This is a genomic window from Dyadobacter sp. 3J3 (assembly GCF_009801115.1).
Lineage (GTDB): Bacteria > Bacteroidota > Bacteroidia > Cytophagales > Spirosomataceae > Dyadobacter.
Genome location: NZ_VTOL01000016.1, coordinates 99080 through 115439, shown reverse-complemented (window position 1 = coordinate 115439; position 16360 = coordinate 99080). Strand labels below are relative to the sequence as shown.

At 39.2% G+C, this 16360-nt stretch carries 9 protein-coding genes; all 9 read left to right on the top strand.

The features are described 5' to 3' along the window. Positions 1 to 46: 46 nt before the first annotated feature. The 9 genes from FZF08_RS26810 (at position 47) to FZF08_RS26770 (ending at position 16341) form a co-directional block, all read left to right on the top strand. On the top strand, positions 47 to 610 hold the full coding sequence (locus FZF08_RS26810) for a K(+)-transporting ATPase subunit C (protein ID WP_159476226.1): 564 nt from the start codon (positions 47 to 49) through the stop codon (positions 608 to 610). Positions 611 to 725: 115 nt separating this feature from the next. Further along, positions 726 to 1817, top strand: a complete 1092-nt coding sequence (locus tag FZF08_RS26805; RefSeq protein ID WP_159476223.1) for a porin — start codon at positions 726 to 728, stop codon at positions 1815 to 1817. Then, positions 1817 to 2947 carry a universal stress protein gene (locus FZF08_RS26800; RefSeq protein ID WP_159476220.1) on the top strand — a complete coding sequence of 377 codons (1131 nt, stop codon included), beginning with the start codon at positions 1817 to 1819 and terminating at the stop codon, positions 2945 to 2947. Before FZF08_RS26805 ends, FZF08_RS26800 begins: the two co-directional genes overlap by 1 nt. After that, positions 2947 to 4674 carry an ATP-binding protein gene (locus FZF08_RS26795; RefSeq protein ID WP_159476217.1) on the top strand — a complete coding sequence of 576 codons (1728 nt, stop codon included), beginning with the start codon at positions 2947 to 2949 and terminating at the stop codon, positions 4672 to 4674. The genes FZF08_RS26800 and FZF08_RS26795 overlap by 1 nt, the downstream gene beginning before the upstream one ends. A gap of 66 nt (positions 4675 to 4740) precedes the next feature. Beyond that, entirely contained in the window at positions 4741 to 6096 is a 1356-nt protein-coding gene (locus tag FZF08_RS26790) for an ATP-binding protein (protein ID WP_229216713.1), read from the top strand. A 203-nt stretch (positions 6097 to 6299) separates the two neighbouring features. Next, positions 6300 to 8696, top strand: a complete 2397-nt coding sequence (locus FZF08_RS26785) for an ABC transporter permease (RefSeq protein ID WP_159476214.1) — start codon at positions 6300 to 6302, stop codon at positions 8694 to 8696. Between the two features lie 170 nt (positions 8697 to 8866). Continuing rightward, positions 8867 to 11299 carry an ABC transporter permease gene (locus tag FZF08_RS26780; protein ID WP_159476211.1) on the top strand — a complete coding sequence of 811 codons (2433 nt, stop codon included), beginning with the start codon at positions 8867 to 8869 and terminating at the stop codon, positions 11297 to 11299. A 58-nt stretch (positions 11300 to 11357) separates the two neighbouring features. Further along, entirely contained in the window at positions 11358 to 13724 is a 2367-nt protein-coding gene (locus tag FZF08_RS26775; RefSeq protein WP_159476208.1) for an ABC transporter permease, read from the top strand. 199 nt (positions 13725 to 13923) lie between these two features. Then, the gene (locus tag FZF08_RS26770; RefSeq protein ID WP_200837174.1) at positions 13924 to 16341 is read left to right on the top strand and encodes an ABC transporter permease; all 2418 of its coding nucleotides are present in this window, start codon (positions 13924 to 13926) and stop codon (positions 16339 to 16341) included. Positions 16342 to 16360 lie beyond the last annotated feature (19 nt).

The window sequence follows — 16360 nt, the reverse complement described above, 5'->3', positions numbered from 1 at the left end:
GCGGAGCACTAAAAGCCAACCGCTAACAACTAAAAGCTATAAATCTATGAAAACGAACCTATTTCCTGCAATCAAATTAACCTCTATTACGCTGGTTTTCTTTGCCGGAGTTTATACAATCATAATCTGGGGGATTGCACAACTTGCCCCAAACCACGGAAATGGTGAAGTGGTGATGCAAAATGGCAAAAAATACTACGCCAATGTCGGACAGACTTTTACGGAAGATAAATATTTCAACTCACGTCCATCCGCTGTGGATTACAATGCGGCCGGTAGTGGCGGTAGTAACAAAGCACCTTCCAATCCAGAATATCTTGCAACCGTCCAAGCGCGTATCGACACTTTTTTAGTACACAATCCGGAGGTTAAAAAACAAGACATTCCGGTTGAACTAATAACGGCAAGTGGCAGTGGGCTTGATCCGGATATTTCTCCAAACGCCGCGCTTGTTCAGCTTAAACGAGTTTCGAAGAATAGAAATATTTCTAATGAAAAGTTGCAAAAACTAATCGAGGAAAATACAGAAGCTCCTTTGCTGGGACTATTGGGGCCAGCAAAAGTGAATGTTTTAAAATTGAATATGGCGCTTGACGGATTGAAAAATTAATCATTAAAAACTCAAGGTTACAGGTTTTGTGAGGCTTCTGTAAGCCTCACAAAACAAAAAATATCAGATTTCAATAAAAAAGACTTTACGCGTTAGTGCACTTACCAGAATGAAAATGAATAAATTAGTACTGCTTGCAGCTGGAATTTTTTCAATACCAGCCATTGCCCAGGATGCCATCTCAACAGAAAAAACAAAACCAAATCCATTAACTTTTTCAGGTTACGTTGAAGCTTTTTATAGTTACGATTTTAACAAACCAGCTAATCACGAACGACCAGGTTTTTTATACAATTACAACAAACACAATGAGGTCAATTTAAATCTGGGGCTTTTTAAAGTAAATTATAATACAGAAAATGTTCGCGCAAATCTGGCTGTAATGGCCGGTACTTACCCACAATATAATCTGGCAGCCGAGCAGGGATTATTGAAAAATATCTATGAAGCCAATGTCGGAATTAAAATATCAAAAAAGAACAATCTCTGGATTGACGCCGGTGTTATGCCATCTCATATTGGCTTTGAAAGTGCGATAGGAAAGGACAACTGGAGTTTGACACGCAGTATTTTAGCTGAAAATTCGCCGTACTATGAAGCAGGTGTAAAGATTGGTTTTACAAGTAAAGACGAAAAAATCTATGCAGCGGCGATGTATTTGAACGGCTGGCAGCGTATCCAGAAAATTCCGGGAAACCAAACTCCCGCTTTTGGAACACAATTAACATATAAACCCTCTTCCAATACAACATTGAATTGGAGCACTTACATGGGAAATGAGCAGCCGGACAGCTCGAAACAATGGCGATATTTCAACAACTTTTATGGCCAGTTTCAATTGACAGAAAAATTTGGGCTGACAGCCGGTTTTGATATCGGGGTACAACAAAAAAGTAAAGGAAGCAGTAGTTACAATGCATGGTATACACCTGTTTTAATTGCCAGGTATATGCCGAATGAAAAAGTCAGAATTGCAGCAAGAGGTGAATATTATGCAGATGAAAAAGGGGTCATTATTAGCACAGGAACACCGAACGGTTTTAAAACTTTTGGTTACTCTGCCAACTTTGATTATCTGCCTGCACAGAATGTAATGTTCAGACTGGAAGCTCGGGCTTTTAATAGCAAAGACAATATATTTACAAAGGATGGCAAGGCCGACAACCAGAATTTCTTTGTTACAACATCCGTGGCACTATCATTTTAATGACTGAAAAAGAAAACAACGTAAAACATTTTCTGGACCTGATCAAAAAATCCAGAAAGGGGAAGTTTAAAATCTACATCGGCATGAGTGCCGGTGTAGGTAAAACTTACCGGATGCTGCAGGAGGCCCACACATTGATGCGTAACGGCATTGATGTGAAAGTCGGTTATATAGAAACCCATAACCGGAAAGAAACACACGATCTGCTGGAAGGCTTGCCCATTATCCCAAGAAGAAAACTCTTTTATAAAGGGAAGGAGCTGGAAGAGTTTGATTTGCAGGCTGTTATAAGTCTTCGACCCGAAATTGTAATCGTCGATGAACTTGCTCATACCAATATTGAGGGAAGTAAAAACGACAAGCGCTGGCAGGATGTAATGGAAATACTTGATGCCGGAATCAATGTGATCAGTGCCGTTAATATCCAGCATATTGAAAGCCTAAATGAAGAAATCAAGCAAATTACCGGCGTTGAGGTAAAGGAAAGAATTCCGGACAGCGTTTTGCAGCAGGCGGATGAGGTTGTCAATATTGATCTTACGGCAGATGAATTGATCACCCGTTTGAAAGAAGGTAAAATTTACGCCGCTGAAAAAGTCCCGACTGCGCTGAACAACTTTTTTACATCAGGAAATATTCTGCAATTAAGAGAGTTGGCACTTAAAGAGGTTGCCAGTCAGGTTGTTAGGAAGGTTGAAACGGAGGTAACTTCCCGAAGTGTCACAGCCTTGAAGTCGAATAAATTCATGGCTTGTATCAGCAGTAATGCGCAAACTTCGAAAAATGTGATTAGAAAAACTGCCAGACTTGCCAGCTATTACAACAGTCCCTGGGTGTTGCTTTACGTCCAGACACCAAATGAAAGTACGGATAAAATTGCACTGGATAAACAACGTCACCTAATTAATAATTTTAAACTTGCTACTGAACTCGGAGGCGAAATAATTCGCGTAGAAAGCGCACATGTGTCCAGAACTATTATGGAAGTTGCCGAGCAAAGACAAATCACAACAATTTGTATTGGTAAGCCGCATATGAGTTTGTTTAAAGTAATTTTGGCTACCAATATCTTTAACCAGTTATTGAAAAAGTTATCCGTTTCCGAAATTGACCTGGTCATTCTGTCCTGATGAAAATAAAAACTAAATTAACCCTGGGTGTGGGCCTGTTGTTTCTGATGATCATTATTCTTTCATTGGTAGCAGCGCGATATATCAATGTTTTGAAAAACGATACAGAAAATATTCTAGTCGATAACTATAACACACTAGAATATTCACGAAACATGCTCCGGTCTCTCGATCAGACGCAGCAGAGTACAAAAGCTTTTTTGGTCTTTGAAGATAATCTGAACAAACAGCGTAAAAATGTTACTGAAATAGGTGAGAGGGAGGCTACTGCTGCGATTTCGGACCATTTGGCAGAACTCAGGCAAGCACCGTCCAATCTTCTGCTCCACCAAATAATAAGAAAGGACATTACAGAACTGATGCGCCTGAATATGGAAGCGATTCAAAGGAAAAGTGAAATAGCTCAGGTAACGGCACGTTCTGCCAATTTGTGGATCGTTATGACAGGAACATTATGTTTTCTTTTTGCCTTCACTTTGCTTGTTAATTTGCCCAGTAATATTGCCAATCCGATCAAGGAATTAACGGAAAGCATTAAGGAAATTGCAGCTAAAAATTATTCGCAAAGGGTGAATTTTGGCAGCAAAAATGAATTTGGCGAATTGGCTGCTTCTTTTAATACCATGGCCGAAAAGCTGGAAGAATATGACAGTAGTAATTTGTCTAAATTATTATTTGAAAAGAAAAGAATTGAGGCACTTATTAACAACATGCATGAACCTGTTTTAGGTTTGGATGAAAATAAAAAGGTGTTGTTTGCCAACGACGAAGTATTAAAAATTTCAGGGCTTTTAGCCGAAGATGTTATTGGGAAATCTGCCGTTGAAGTAGCACTTCACAATGACCTGATCCGCTCTTTGGTGCAAGGTTTAGTAACACCCAAAGCCGATAATGAAAAAGAAAAACCGCTCAAAATTTACGCTGATAATAAGGAAAGCTACTTCGAGAAAGAAATAGTAAATATTACGATTACACCAACAGGAGAAAGGGAAAAGATTTTTATTGGCCAGGTAATAGTGCTTAAAAATATAACACCCTTTAAAGAGCTGGATTTTGCAAAAACTAATTTCATAGCCACCGTATCACACGAATTGAAAACGCCCATTTCATCGATTAAGATGAGTGTGCAGTTGCTGGAAAATAAGCAAACCGGTGATGTAAATGAAGAGCAAAAACAACTGATTGAAAGTATTAAGGATGACAGCAATCGACTTCTGAAAATCACAGGTGAACTGCTAAATCTTTCGCAGGTCGAAACCGGAAATATTCAATTAAATATTCAGCAAAGTAGTCCATATAAAATTTTGCAGTATGCTATGGAAGCGGTAAAACTTCAGGCAGAACAAAAGCATATTAAACTGATTTCAGAAATAGATGAAAACCTTCCGGAAGTAAAAGCAGATACAGAAAAAACGGCCTGGGTTCTGATCAATTTTCTGACGAATGCGATCCGTTATTCATCGGAAGAAACTAAAATCATCATTGCTGTGAAAAAGGAAATAACGGGCGTTTTATTTCTCGTAAAAGATGAAGGAAAAGGCATTGAAAGTCGCTACCGGGAGAAAATTTTTGATCGCTATTTCCAGGTGCCCGGAAGTGCAAAAACAGGAACTGGTTTAGGACTTGCTATCAGTAAAGAATTTATTGAGGCGCAGGGAGGAAAGATTGGGCTGGATTCTGAAATTGGGATGGGAAGTACTTTTTATTTCAATTTGAATACGAATTAGAAACCATATGGATTTACATTTTACCAATGAATAAATGTTAGCCATTACATTTATTCATTGGTAAAAATGTATATTTACACATATTTTCATTTGATTTATGTGATTTATTATATGGAGAGAAGCGAAATTGCACAATTAATTGCATGGAAAAATTCCGAAAACCGTAAACCATTACTTATTCGCGGAGCAAGGCAAGTTGGCAAAACATGGCTCATGAAGGCTTTCGGAAATCAGTACTATGAACAATGTGTTTATGTGAATTTTGAAAGTAACAAAATGCTTGGCAGCATCTTCGAGGAAGATTTTAATATAAAGAGGATAATTCTTGCTCTTCAAATTGAAACAGGAATTATTATTAATCCGGAAAATACCTTAATTATTTTGGATGAAATTCAGGAAGCGCAAGGTGCGTTGACGTCGCTGAAATATTTTTATGAAAATGCTCCTGAATATCATATAATTTCTGCTGGCTGCCTGCTCGGTGTGGCGTTGAACAGACAAACTTCGTTTCCTGTTGGAAAGGTTGGTTTTTTAGATTTACATCCTTTAAGTTTTGTCGAGTTTTTGCAGGCCGTTGGGGAAATCTCCTTACTTCATCTGTTGGAAAGTCAGGACTGGGTATTAATTAAGACTTTCAAAACAAAATACATTCAGTTACTTAAACAATATTATTATGTTGGTGGTATGCCGGAGGCGGTATTATCATTTTCAAAAAATTCGGATTTCAATAAAGTAAGAGCTGTTCAGAAGAGAATACTCGAATCCTATGAGCAGGATTTTTCAAAACATGCTCCCAAAGAAATTGTTCCGAGAATACGTATGTTATGGCAATCAATTCCAGCTCAACTTGCCAAAGAAAATAAAAAATTTATCTATGGGATCATTAAAGAGGGAGCAAGGGCGAGAGAATATGAATTAGCGTTGTCATGGCTGATTGACTGTGGATTGGTTCATAAAGTCAACCGCATATCAAAACCAGCAATTCCATTAAAAGCCTATGAAGACTTTGGCGCTTTTAAGTTATTTATGGTTGATATAGGTCTTTTAGGTGCCATGGTAGATATTGATATAAAAACACTTTTGGAGGGTAATATGTTATTTGAGGAATTCAAAGGAGCTTTAACTGAGCAATTTGTAATGCAGCAGTTATGTACATTCAAAGAAACTTTCACCTATTATTGGTCAGCAGAAAACGCTACTGCGGAAATAGATTTTCTTTTACAACATTCAGGAAATATTATTCCGCTAGAAGTGAAAGCGGAGGAAAATTTAAAGGCAAAAAGTTTAAAAGTATTTCATCAGAAATATAATCCTGCTTTCACAATAAGAACTTCTATGTCCGATTTTAGAATAGAAGATTGGTTAATAAATCTTCCACTTTATGCGATCAGCGAATTAACAGTTATAATATCCAAAAGCTAAAAGAAAGTAAAATCATTTTATGAACTTTTAACTCTGCCTTTTTTAAAACCTCCGTTCCAAAGCGAACGAATAGTGTTCATTATCGGACATTGTTCGTTCGCTTTGTTTTTGTTAAGTTATTGATTAAAAGAATTTTAATTTATCAAAAAATAGTTGGCAAACTATTTGAACAGCAAAGCTGGAAAACCATTACATAGTAAGATATGATCAGCAACTATTTTAAAATCGCCCGGAGAAACCTCGTGAAAAACAAGGTTTATTCGTTTATTAATATTGCTGGTCTTGCTACGGGGCTTGCCGTTGCGATGCTTATTGGACTGTGGATTTTTGACGAACTTTCTTTCAATAAATCTTTTGAAAATTATGATCGTCTTGCAGTTATCAAGCAAAATCAGACCTTCAATAATGAAATTGGAACCCAAAGTTCTGTGCCGTATTTAATGGGTGAAGAAATTCGTAATAAATACGGAAGTGACTTCAAGCATGTCGTTATGTCGTCCGGATCTTCTACCGGAATTCTGGCTTTTGGAGATAATAAAATTTCGAAAAAAGGAAATTATATAGAGCCGGGGATTACGGAAATGCTATCGCTGAAAATGATTAGAGGAACGCGGTCCGGGCTGAAAGAAATTAATTCTATCATGCTTTCGGAGGAAACTTCAAAAGCTCTTTTTGGAGAAAATGACCCCATTGATAAAATCATCAAAATCAACAATAAGTATAATCTGAAAGTTACCGGTGTTTACGAAAACATTCCTTACAATTCCGATTTTAAAGATTTATCGTACATCGCGCCTTGGGAACTTTACATTAATAACGAAAACTGGTCGGAGAAGAAGACCAATCCCTGGCGCGCAAACATGTTTATCACCTTTGCACAAATTGCTGATCATGCCGACATGGACAAAGTTTCTGCCAAGATCAGGGACGTCAAACTAAATAAAGTAACAGCACAGGATGCGGTATTCAAGCCGGAAGTTTTTCTTCATCCACTTAGTAAATGGCATTTGTATTCTGAATTTAAAAATGGAAAAATTTCTGGTGGGAGTATAGAATTTGTTTGGCTTTTTGGCATCATTGGTGCTTTTGTTTTGCTGTTGGCTTGTATCAATTTTATGAATTTGAGTACGGCAAGAAGTGAAAAACGAGCCAAGGAAGTTGGGATTCGGAAAGCAATTGGTTCTTTGAGAAGTCAGCTGGTTACACAGTTTTTTAGTGAATCATTACTGGTCGTGGCGCTTGCCTTTATTTTATCCATCATTTTTGTGCTTTCCGCCTTACCATTTTTTAATGAAGTGGCAGACAAAAAGATCATATTTCCATGGAAAGAGCCTTTGTTCTGGATTTCCAGCGTTGGTTTCAGTTTCCTCACCGGCCTTATTGCAGGAAGTTACCCGGCACTTTATTTGTCTTCATTCCAGCCAATAAAGGTTTTAAAAGGAAGTGGTTTTACAGGTATAAAGCTTGGAGGTTTTGCGGCAGTTCCACGTAAAGTTTTGGTTGTCGTTCAGTTTACCATTTCCATTATTTTAATCATTGGTACCATCACCGTTTTCCGTCAGATCGAATTTGCCAAAGACCGGCCGGTTGGGTATGATAGAAATAATTTGTTGATGGTTGCTATGAACACGCCCGAAATTCAGGGTCATTATGACGCCATAAGAAGTGAACTATTAAAAACGGGTGTGGTCAAGGAAATGTCACAATCATCTAATCCCACCACCTATATCGCTGCGATCAATAATGGTTACGAATGGGAGGGCAAGGATCCGGCGACACAGGGGAATTTTGGTACCATGGCTGTTTCTCATGATTTTGGAAAAACGGTTGGATGGGAATTTAAGGAAGGCAGAGATTTTTCAAGGTCCTTTTCTACTGATTCCTCCGGTGTTGTGATCAATGAAACCGCCGCCAAATTTATGGGACTGAAAAATCCTGTGGGATCCATTATTAAAGCGGACGGAAAGCCATATCAGGTTATTGGCGTGATCAAGGATATGATCATGGAATCTCCATACAAAGCTTCTTTTCGTACCTGTTTCTTTCTCGATTATAGCTGGGCCAATGTATTTAATATTAAAATAAATCCAGAATCAGGATCGACCGAAGCGCTGGGAAAGATAGAACAAGTCTTCAAAAAATTCAATCCTTCTGCTCCTTTTGACTACAAATTTACGGATGAGCAGTATGCGAAAAAATTCGGTGAGGAAGTAAGAATTGGCAAGCTTACTTCATTTTTTTCTATTCTCGCCATATTCATTAGTTGCCTTGGCTTATTCGGAATGGCCACTTTTATTGCAGAACAACGCACAAAAGAAATTGGAATCCGTAAAGTTCTCGGGGCTTCTTTAGCCAGTTTATGGAGCATGCTTTCAAGAGAATTTGTGCTGCTTGTGGTTTTGTCTTGCCTTATCGCGGCTCCGATAGCCTGGTATTTTATGGACAACTGGTTAAATAAATATGATTACCGGACCGAAATGTCGTGGTGGATATTTGCCGTTTCGGGTTGTGGTGCTTTGGTAATCACTTTACTAACGGTAAGTTTTCAAGCCATCAAAGCGGCCCTGATGAACCCAATAAAAAGTTTACGAAGCGAGTAGGGGCGGGCCTTGTGTCCGCCCAATCGAAGGCAAGCGCCCGCCCAATCGAAGGCAAGCGCCCGTCCAATCGAAGGCAAGCGCCCGCCCAATCCAATGCAAAGTGCCGAACCCAATCCAGCGCAAAAAAACAAAAGCAAACAAAACCCAACAAATATTAACCCAAAACTCAAATGCTCCGCAACCACCTAAAAATCGCATACAGAAATTTGTCACAGAATAAAGGATATTCTGCCTTGACAATTTTCGGCCTGGCATTAGGCCTGGCGGTTAGTATGCTGAGCATACTTTATGTAAAAGACGAGTTGGCGTACGATCACTTCAATACCAAATCCGATCATATCTACCGCATCAACAGCGACATCACCTATTCGGGAAAAGACTCAAAAGGCGCATTAGCACCAACGCCAATGGGACAAACCCTAAAACAGGATTTTCCTGAAATAGAAGAGTTTACAAGATTAGGAAAGTACGACAGCCAGATTGTAAAAAATGGGCAAACAGCAATTCGTGAAGAAAATATTCTTTATGCAGATTCCACCGTTTTCAATGTTTTCACCCTTCCAATGCTTGCTGGTAATCCGCAGAAAGCACTGACTGCACCGAACTCAGTTGTTATTTCAAAAAGAATTGCCGAAAAATATTTTGGTACGACTCATGCAATAAACAAAATCCTAACATTTAATAATGATGAAGTTCGCCGCGTCACCGGCGTGATGGAAAATATGCCAGAGCAATCACATTTTCACGCAGATTTTCTATTGCCTTTGTACGAAACCAAAGATGCAAAAGTGAACAAATGGGGAAATCATATTTTCAATACCTATGTGCTTTTAAAATCCGGAACAAGCCCAAAATCAGTAGAGGGGAAATTTGAAAAAATACTGCAAACCTATCTTGATCAGGCTTTAAAGCAATATTTTCAAACTACACTTGCGGATACCAGAAAAGCCGGGAATAATTTTAGTTATTCATTGATGCCACTGACAGACATTCATTTATATTCCGATCGTCAGGGCGAGCTTTCGCCAAATGGCAGCATCCAGTATGTCTATATTTTTCTTTTAACTGGCTTATTTATTCTTTTAATTGCCGTTTTCAATTTTATAAATCTGACGACAGCGCGTTCAGCCAAAAGAGCCAGGGAAGTAGGAGTTAGGAAAGTAATGGGTTCCGACAGATCGGTACTTGTATTTCAATTTTTGTCAGAATCTTTGCTAACAACTTTCTTTGCGTTGGCTACGGGCCTGATATTGTTGTATTTATTGCTTCCAACATTTAATGAGCTTGCGGCAAAACATCTTTCCATCAATACAGAAATTAATTTTACGTCAATACTATATTTATTAGCCGGAACCACTTTGGTTAGTGTAATTGCCGGACTATATCCCGCGTTTTATCTTTCATCATTTCAACCCGTAAAGGCTTTAAAAGGCATCAGAGTTCAATCCAAATCGCAGGGTTTCAGGAATTCCCTTGTTGCTTTCCAGTTTGCTTTATCCGTTTTATTAATCATCGGAACACTGCTTATCAATCAGCAGCTAGACTATATTCAGACAAAAAGAATAGGTTTTGACAAAGATCAGGTCGTTGTTGTTAATACAGCCCAATCCACGAAATCGCAGGTTTTGACATTTAAAAATGAAGTTTTGCGGACCCCGTCGGTAAAGAGTGGAACGGTGAGTGGTTTCCTTCCCGTCACTTCTAAGCGCTGGGACGACATGTGGTATCCACAGCAGGAAACAGATCCGAAATTTTCTGTCAACATGCAGGAATGGATGGTTGATCCTGATTATATTTCAACCCTCCGTATGGAAGTGGTAGCAGGAAGAGATTTTATTGATGGCAGAACAACGGATAGTTCGGCGGTAATTATCAATGAAAGTGCCGCAAAACAATTTGGCTTACAAGACCCGATTGGAAAAATAATTCATAAAACCGGAGGCGAGCAACTAACCGTAATTGGTGTCGTAAAAGATTTTCACTATGAATCGTTACGGTCGAAAATTGATCCTATGGGGTTGGTAATTAATGGAAATGCGATTGACAGACCGTTAGAAAAATCATTTCTGGAAGCAGTTTCTTTCCGCCTCAATACTGCTGATGTAACATCCTCACTTGCTCAAATTGAAAAAAAATGGAAAGAGATTTCCCCCGGACAACCGTTTGAATATTCGTTTTTAAATGAAGATTTTGATGCCATGTATCGTTCAGAACAACGCATTGAAAAATTGTTTACCGCGTTTTCGGGAATTGCCATACTGATAGCCTGCCTGGGATTGTTAGGTCTCAGCGCATTTTCTGCGGAACAAAGGACAAAAGAAATTGGTGTGCGGAAAGTTTTGGGCGCTTCCGTCGGCAGCATCGTTTCACTTCTTTCAAAAGACTTTTTGAAACCTGTTTTGGCTGCGATTCTGATTGCGACACCTATCGGCTGGTATTCCATGCAGATCTGGTTACAGGATTTTGCATATAAAATTGAAATGCAATGGTGGGTATTTGCCTGCGCCGGTTTATCATCGCTTGCAATTGCTTTATTCACAGTTAGTTTTCAAAGTATAAAAGCGGCCCTGATGAATCCGGTGAAAAGTTTAAAAAGTGAATAAAATTTAACAAGACAATTCGTAAAACCTCTTTGGATTAAAATTATTATCAGACATAGCTATGATCACGAACTATTTTAAAATTGCCTGGCGAAATTTATTAAAAAACAGATTCTATTCACTTATCAACTGTGCCGGTTTAACGGTCGGACTTGGTGTTGGTATTTTAATTTTGTTGTGGGTTCAGGACGAACTTAGCTACGATCGGTTTCATAAAAAATCTGACGTTATCTATAAGCTTGAAAACAAGGTAGGTACAGGATCAAGCCAGCAAATCTGGACATCGACCGTTGCGCCGATTGCGGGATTTGCTAAAAGAGAACTTCCTGAGGTCAAAGATGCCGTTCGACTAACTTATAACGGGTTATTTACTTTGTTCAAATACAAAGAAAAAGTTTTCAATGAGGCTAATTCTACTTTCACTGATCCATCGCTATTTTCTGTTTTTGATTTCAATTTGATACAAGGAAATCAGTCGAAACCGTTCCCTGACAATCATTCCGTTATATTAACAATGACTACTGCCAAACGTTATTTTGGTAATGAAGATCCGATTGGAAAAGTGATTCTTGCAAACAACAATGCGAATTTTACAGTATCCGGCGTAATACAGGACATTCCGAAAAATTCAGGTTTTAAAGGAGATATGTTCTTCCCAATTGCCCTTTTCTTTGATCGGATGTATGCTGAAAGAAGTGATGGCAGAAATTCTGACAATGATTTTGTACAGTTTAATTATTACACCTACTTACAGTTGCAGTCGGGGAAATCGCCTTCGGAGCTTGCGGTTAAATTGAGAAACATTCACCTGCGTAATAAGCCGGATGATACTGATCTTACCTATCTTTTGCAACCGCTGGCGGATACACATTTGTACCATTCCGATGGAACAGACGGAGGTATTGAAACGGTTAGAATGTTTGTAATTATAGCACTTTTAATTCTTACGATTGCCTGTATCAATTATGTTAATCTGTCCACTGCAAGGGCAATTTTACGCTCGAAAGAGGTCAGTATGCGGAAAATTGTCGGAGCGGCAAAATCACAATTATTCCTGCAATTTCTGGTAGAAACCGTCCTCATTTTTGCACTCACCACCGCTTTTGCTCTTGCTTTGATGTATGCAATCTTACCCGTTTTTAATCAAATTTCGGGTAAATCGCTGGTGCTTGATTTTACTGATTATTCAATCTGGAAAGTTGTTGGTTTTACAATTTTTGGTACGCTGGTTGCTTCAAGCATTTATCCGGCGTTATTGTTATCGTCTTTTGAGCCATTAAGAGCATTGAAGGGAAAAGTTTCGGGCAAGATCAACGAAGCGATATTTCGTAAAACCTTGGTTGTGGTTCAGTTTGCGGTTTCTGTAATTCTGGTTGCCGGTACATTCATTATTGGAAGTCAGCTCGATTATATTCGTTCGAAAGAACTTGGTTATGATAAAAATCATGTGCTGTCTTTTTACATGCAGGATATGGGTAAACATTACGAGGCTGTCAAAGCAGAATTATTGAATGAATCGGGCGTGACGGGTATTACACGGGCAAATTCCAATATAATCAACCTGGCAGGGATGACAGGAGATAATTCGTGGGATGGTAAGGAAGCTGGTGAAACGTTGATGTTGCGGACATTATCTATTGACAAAGATTTTATTTCATTTTTTAAAATGCAGTTATTGGATGGAGCCGGTTTTGCGGGTTCCGTAGCAGATTCCAGTCATTTTATTTTGAATGAAACAGCTGTAAAAACAGCCAGGATCAAAGACCCGATTGGCAAGAAATTTAAACTGTGGAATACAAGCGGGACAATTGTTGGTGTGGTTAAAGATTTCCATTATGGGTCGATGAAACAGGTTATTGAACCTACAATTTTCTTTTACCAACCGAATCAAATGAACCGGATTTTTATAAAAACAACCGGTAAGGATGCGGATAAGGTCATTGCCTCTGCCGAACGATTATGGAAACAATATAATGCTGACTTTATCTTCCAGTACGCTTTTCTGGACGATTCATTTAATGATTTATATAAAACGGAACAGCAAACCAGTCTGCTGTTCAATATTTTCGCCGGAATTGCGATTTGCATTTCATGCCTGGGGTTATTTGGACTAGCCGCCTATACCGCGCAAACCCGGACACGCGAAATTGGTGTAAGGAAAGTCCTTGGTTCAAGCGTTGCCGGTATCGTAGAACTTCTCGCGAAAGATTTTATCAAACTGGTTTTAATCGGAGTGGTAATTGCTGTTCCGATTGCCTGGTACGCTATGAGCAAATGGTTACAGGATTTTGCATACCGGGTAGAAATTCAATGGTGGATTTTCGCAGTTTCAGGCTTTTTGGCATTGACCGTTGCGCTGCTTACGGTTTCTTTTCAAAGTATAAAAGCGGCGTTGATGAATCCTGTGAAAAGTTTAAAAAGTGAGTAGGGGCGACCCTCGTGGTCGCCCAATTCCAATTCCAATTCCAATTCCAATTCCAATTCCAATTCCAATTCCAATTCCAATTTCCAAGTTCTCAATTCCCAATTCCTGGCACAGCCCAATTCCAGGTCAGGCCAGGTAAAAGTAAAAACAAACTCATCTAATCCAGAAATGCTTTACACTAACCCATAAACGTTCCGTTATCATGATCAGTAACTACATAAAAATCGCCTTGCGAAGTCTTTGGAACAAAAAGGTATTTTCTGGTATCAATATTTTCGGGTTAGCCGTTGGACTAGCAACCTGTATACTGATTTTACTTTTTGTTCAGAGCGAAGCTGATTACGACAAATTTAATCTGAATGCTGACCGGATTTTCCGGGTTACAGTGCACGGTAAAATTGGAGGAAAGGAATTAAATATTGCCACAGCTCCGGCACCCGTTGGCCCGGCGGTATCCGGTGATTATCCAGGAATAGAATCCTATACCCGGCTCACGAGTGAAGGGTCATTTTTGGTCAAATACGGTACTGAAAAGTTTAAAGAAGAAAGAGTGGTTTTTGCGGACAGCAATTTCTTTTCAATTTTCTCAATTCCACTGGTAAAAGGTGATGCAAAAAGTGCGTTGAAAGAGCCGAATACCATTGTAATTTCAGAAGCTACCGCAGACAAGTATTTTGGAAAGAATGATCCGATTGGAAAAAGTATCACTTTGGGAACCCGGGGTTTATTCAGAATAACAGGCGTTTGCCGTAATGTTCCTGACAACTCACATTTTCATTTCGACTTTTTTGGATCACTGGCTTCCGTTCATTTGGGCGAGAAATGGCTTGCAAGCGGGGCACATACCTATTTATTATTAAGGAAAAATTACCCTGTTGAAAAACTTGCTGCACAAGCTCCGCAGATTGTAAAAAAATATATAGCTCCTGAAATCCAGGAATTTTTGGGGATGAGTTACGAGGAATATCTTCGTAAGGGCGACAGTTTTACATTTTCCTTTCAGCCTCTCACGGCTATTCACCTGACTTCGGATCTGGAAGGTGAATTTGAACCAAACGGAGATATTAAATATGTTTATATTTTTTCTGCCATTGCTGCTTTTATTTTGCTACTTGCCTGTATCAATTTTATGAATCTGTCAACTGCCGGATCCGCAAACCGGGCGAAAGAAGTTGGTGTCAGAAAAGTGTTGGGATCCATTCAGCAGCAGCTTATTTTTCAATTTCTTGCTGAATCAATTCTGCTTACATTTCTGTCTCTTTTAGTGGCATTTGTATTGGTTATTGCTTTTCTTCCAAGCTTTAATCAACTGGCAGGTAAACAGTTTGATGTATACACAATCCTCAATTTTCGATTAGTTGGATTTGCTCTGACAGGTTGTATACTCGTTGGATTATTGGCTGGAAGTTATCCTGCTTTTTTCCTTTCTGCTTTCCGTCCAATCAGTGTTTTAAAGGGAAAACTTCAAATGGGTGTAAAAAGTGGCTGGCTGAGAAATACCCTGGTTACCGTTCAGTTTGTTGTTTCTATCGGCATGATTATCGGAACCATTGTCGTGTACCAGCAGCTTCGTTTTATTCAAAATAAAAAGGTAGGATTTGATAAAGATCAGGTACTGGTTTTACAGGATACTTATGTTCTTGGTGACAAATCAAAAATATTCAAAGAAGAACTGAAAAAGTTATCGCAGGTTGAAGATGTAACACTGGCCGGATACTTGCCGGCTGGTGCTTCCAATAACGGAACCGATGGTTTTTTGCCAGAAAGTGCAGCGGGAAATAGTTCTCCCTATCGTATAAGAACCTATCAGATCGACGAAGATTATTTGTCTACGCTGGGGATTGGTTTGGCAACCGGGCGTAACTTTTCAAAGTCTTTTTCCTCTGATAGCGTAGCAGTTTTAGTCAATGAAGCGACTGTAAAACAATTTGGCTGGAAGAAAGCAATCGGCGAGAAGATTTCGACAGTCGGTGACGGAAGTGCCAATAGCAAACGGGTTTATACCGTAGTTGGCGTAACAAAAAACTTTCATTTTGAATCGATGCATCAAAGCATTGCTCCGTTGATCATGATGTATGGCGGCGACAGGTATCAAATGGCCCTGCGCATCCGTACCGATAACATGTCGGGGCTGCTAAAAACGTTGGAGCGAAACTGGAAAGCACAAACGGACAGTCCGTTTTCTTATACTTTTCTTAATGAACGTTTCAATAAAATGTACGAGTCAGAGCAGCGGATCGGGGCTTTATTCGGGATTTTTGCGGGACTTACTGTTCTTATTGCCTGTCTGGGATTATTCGGTTTGGCGGCTTTTACAACCTTGCAACGTACCAAAGAAATCGGTGTGCGCAAGGTTTTGGGCGCCTCGGTTGTCAGCATTGTTACTTTGCTTTCCAAAGATTTTCTTAATCTGATTATCGTTGCCATTTTCATTGCCATACCGATCGCCTGGTACGGAATGAATCAGTGGCTGAAAGACTTTGCTTATAAAATTGATATAGAATGGTGGGTTTTTGCGCTGGCTGGTTTACTAACGGTCTGCACTGCTTTATTGACGATCAGTTTTCAAAGCATAAAAGCAGCGTTGATGAATCCGATTAAAAGCCTGAAAAGCGAGTAAGGGAAAACTAGCTGTTAGC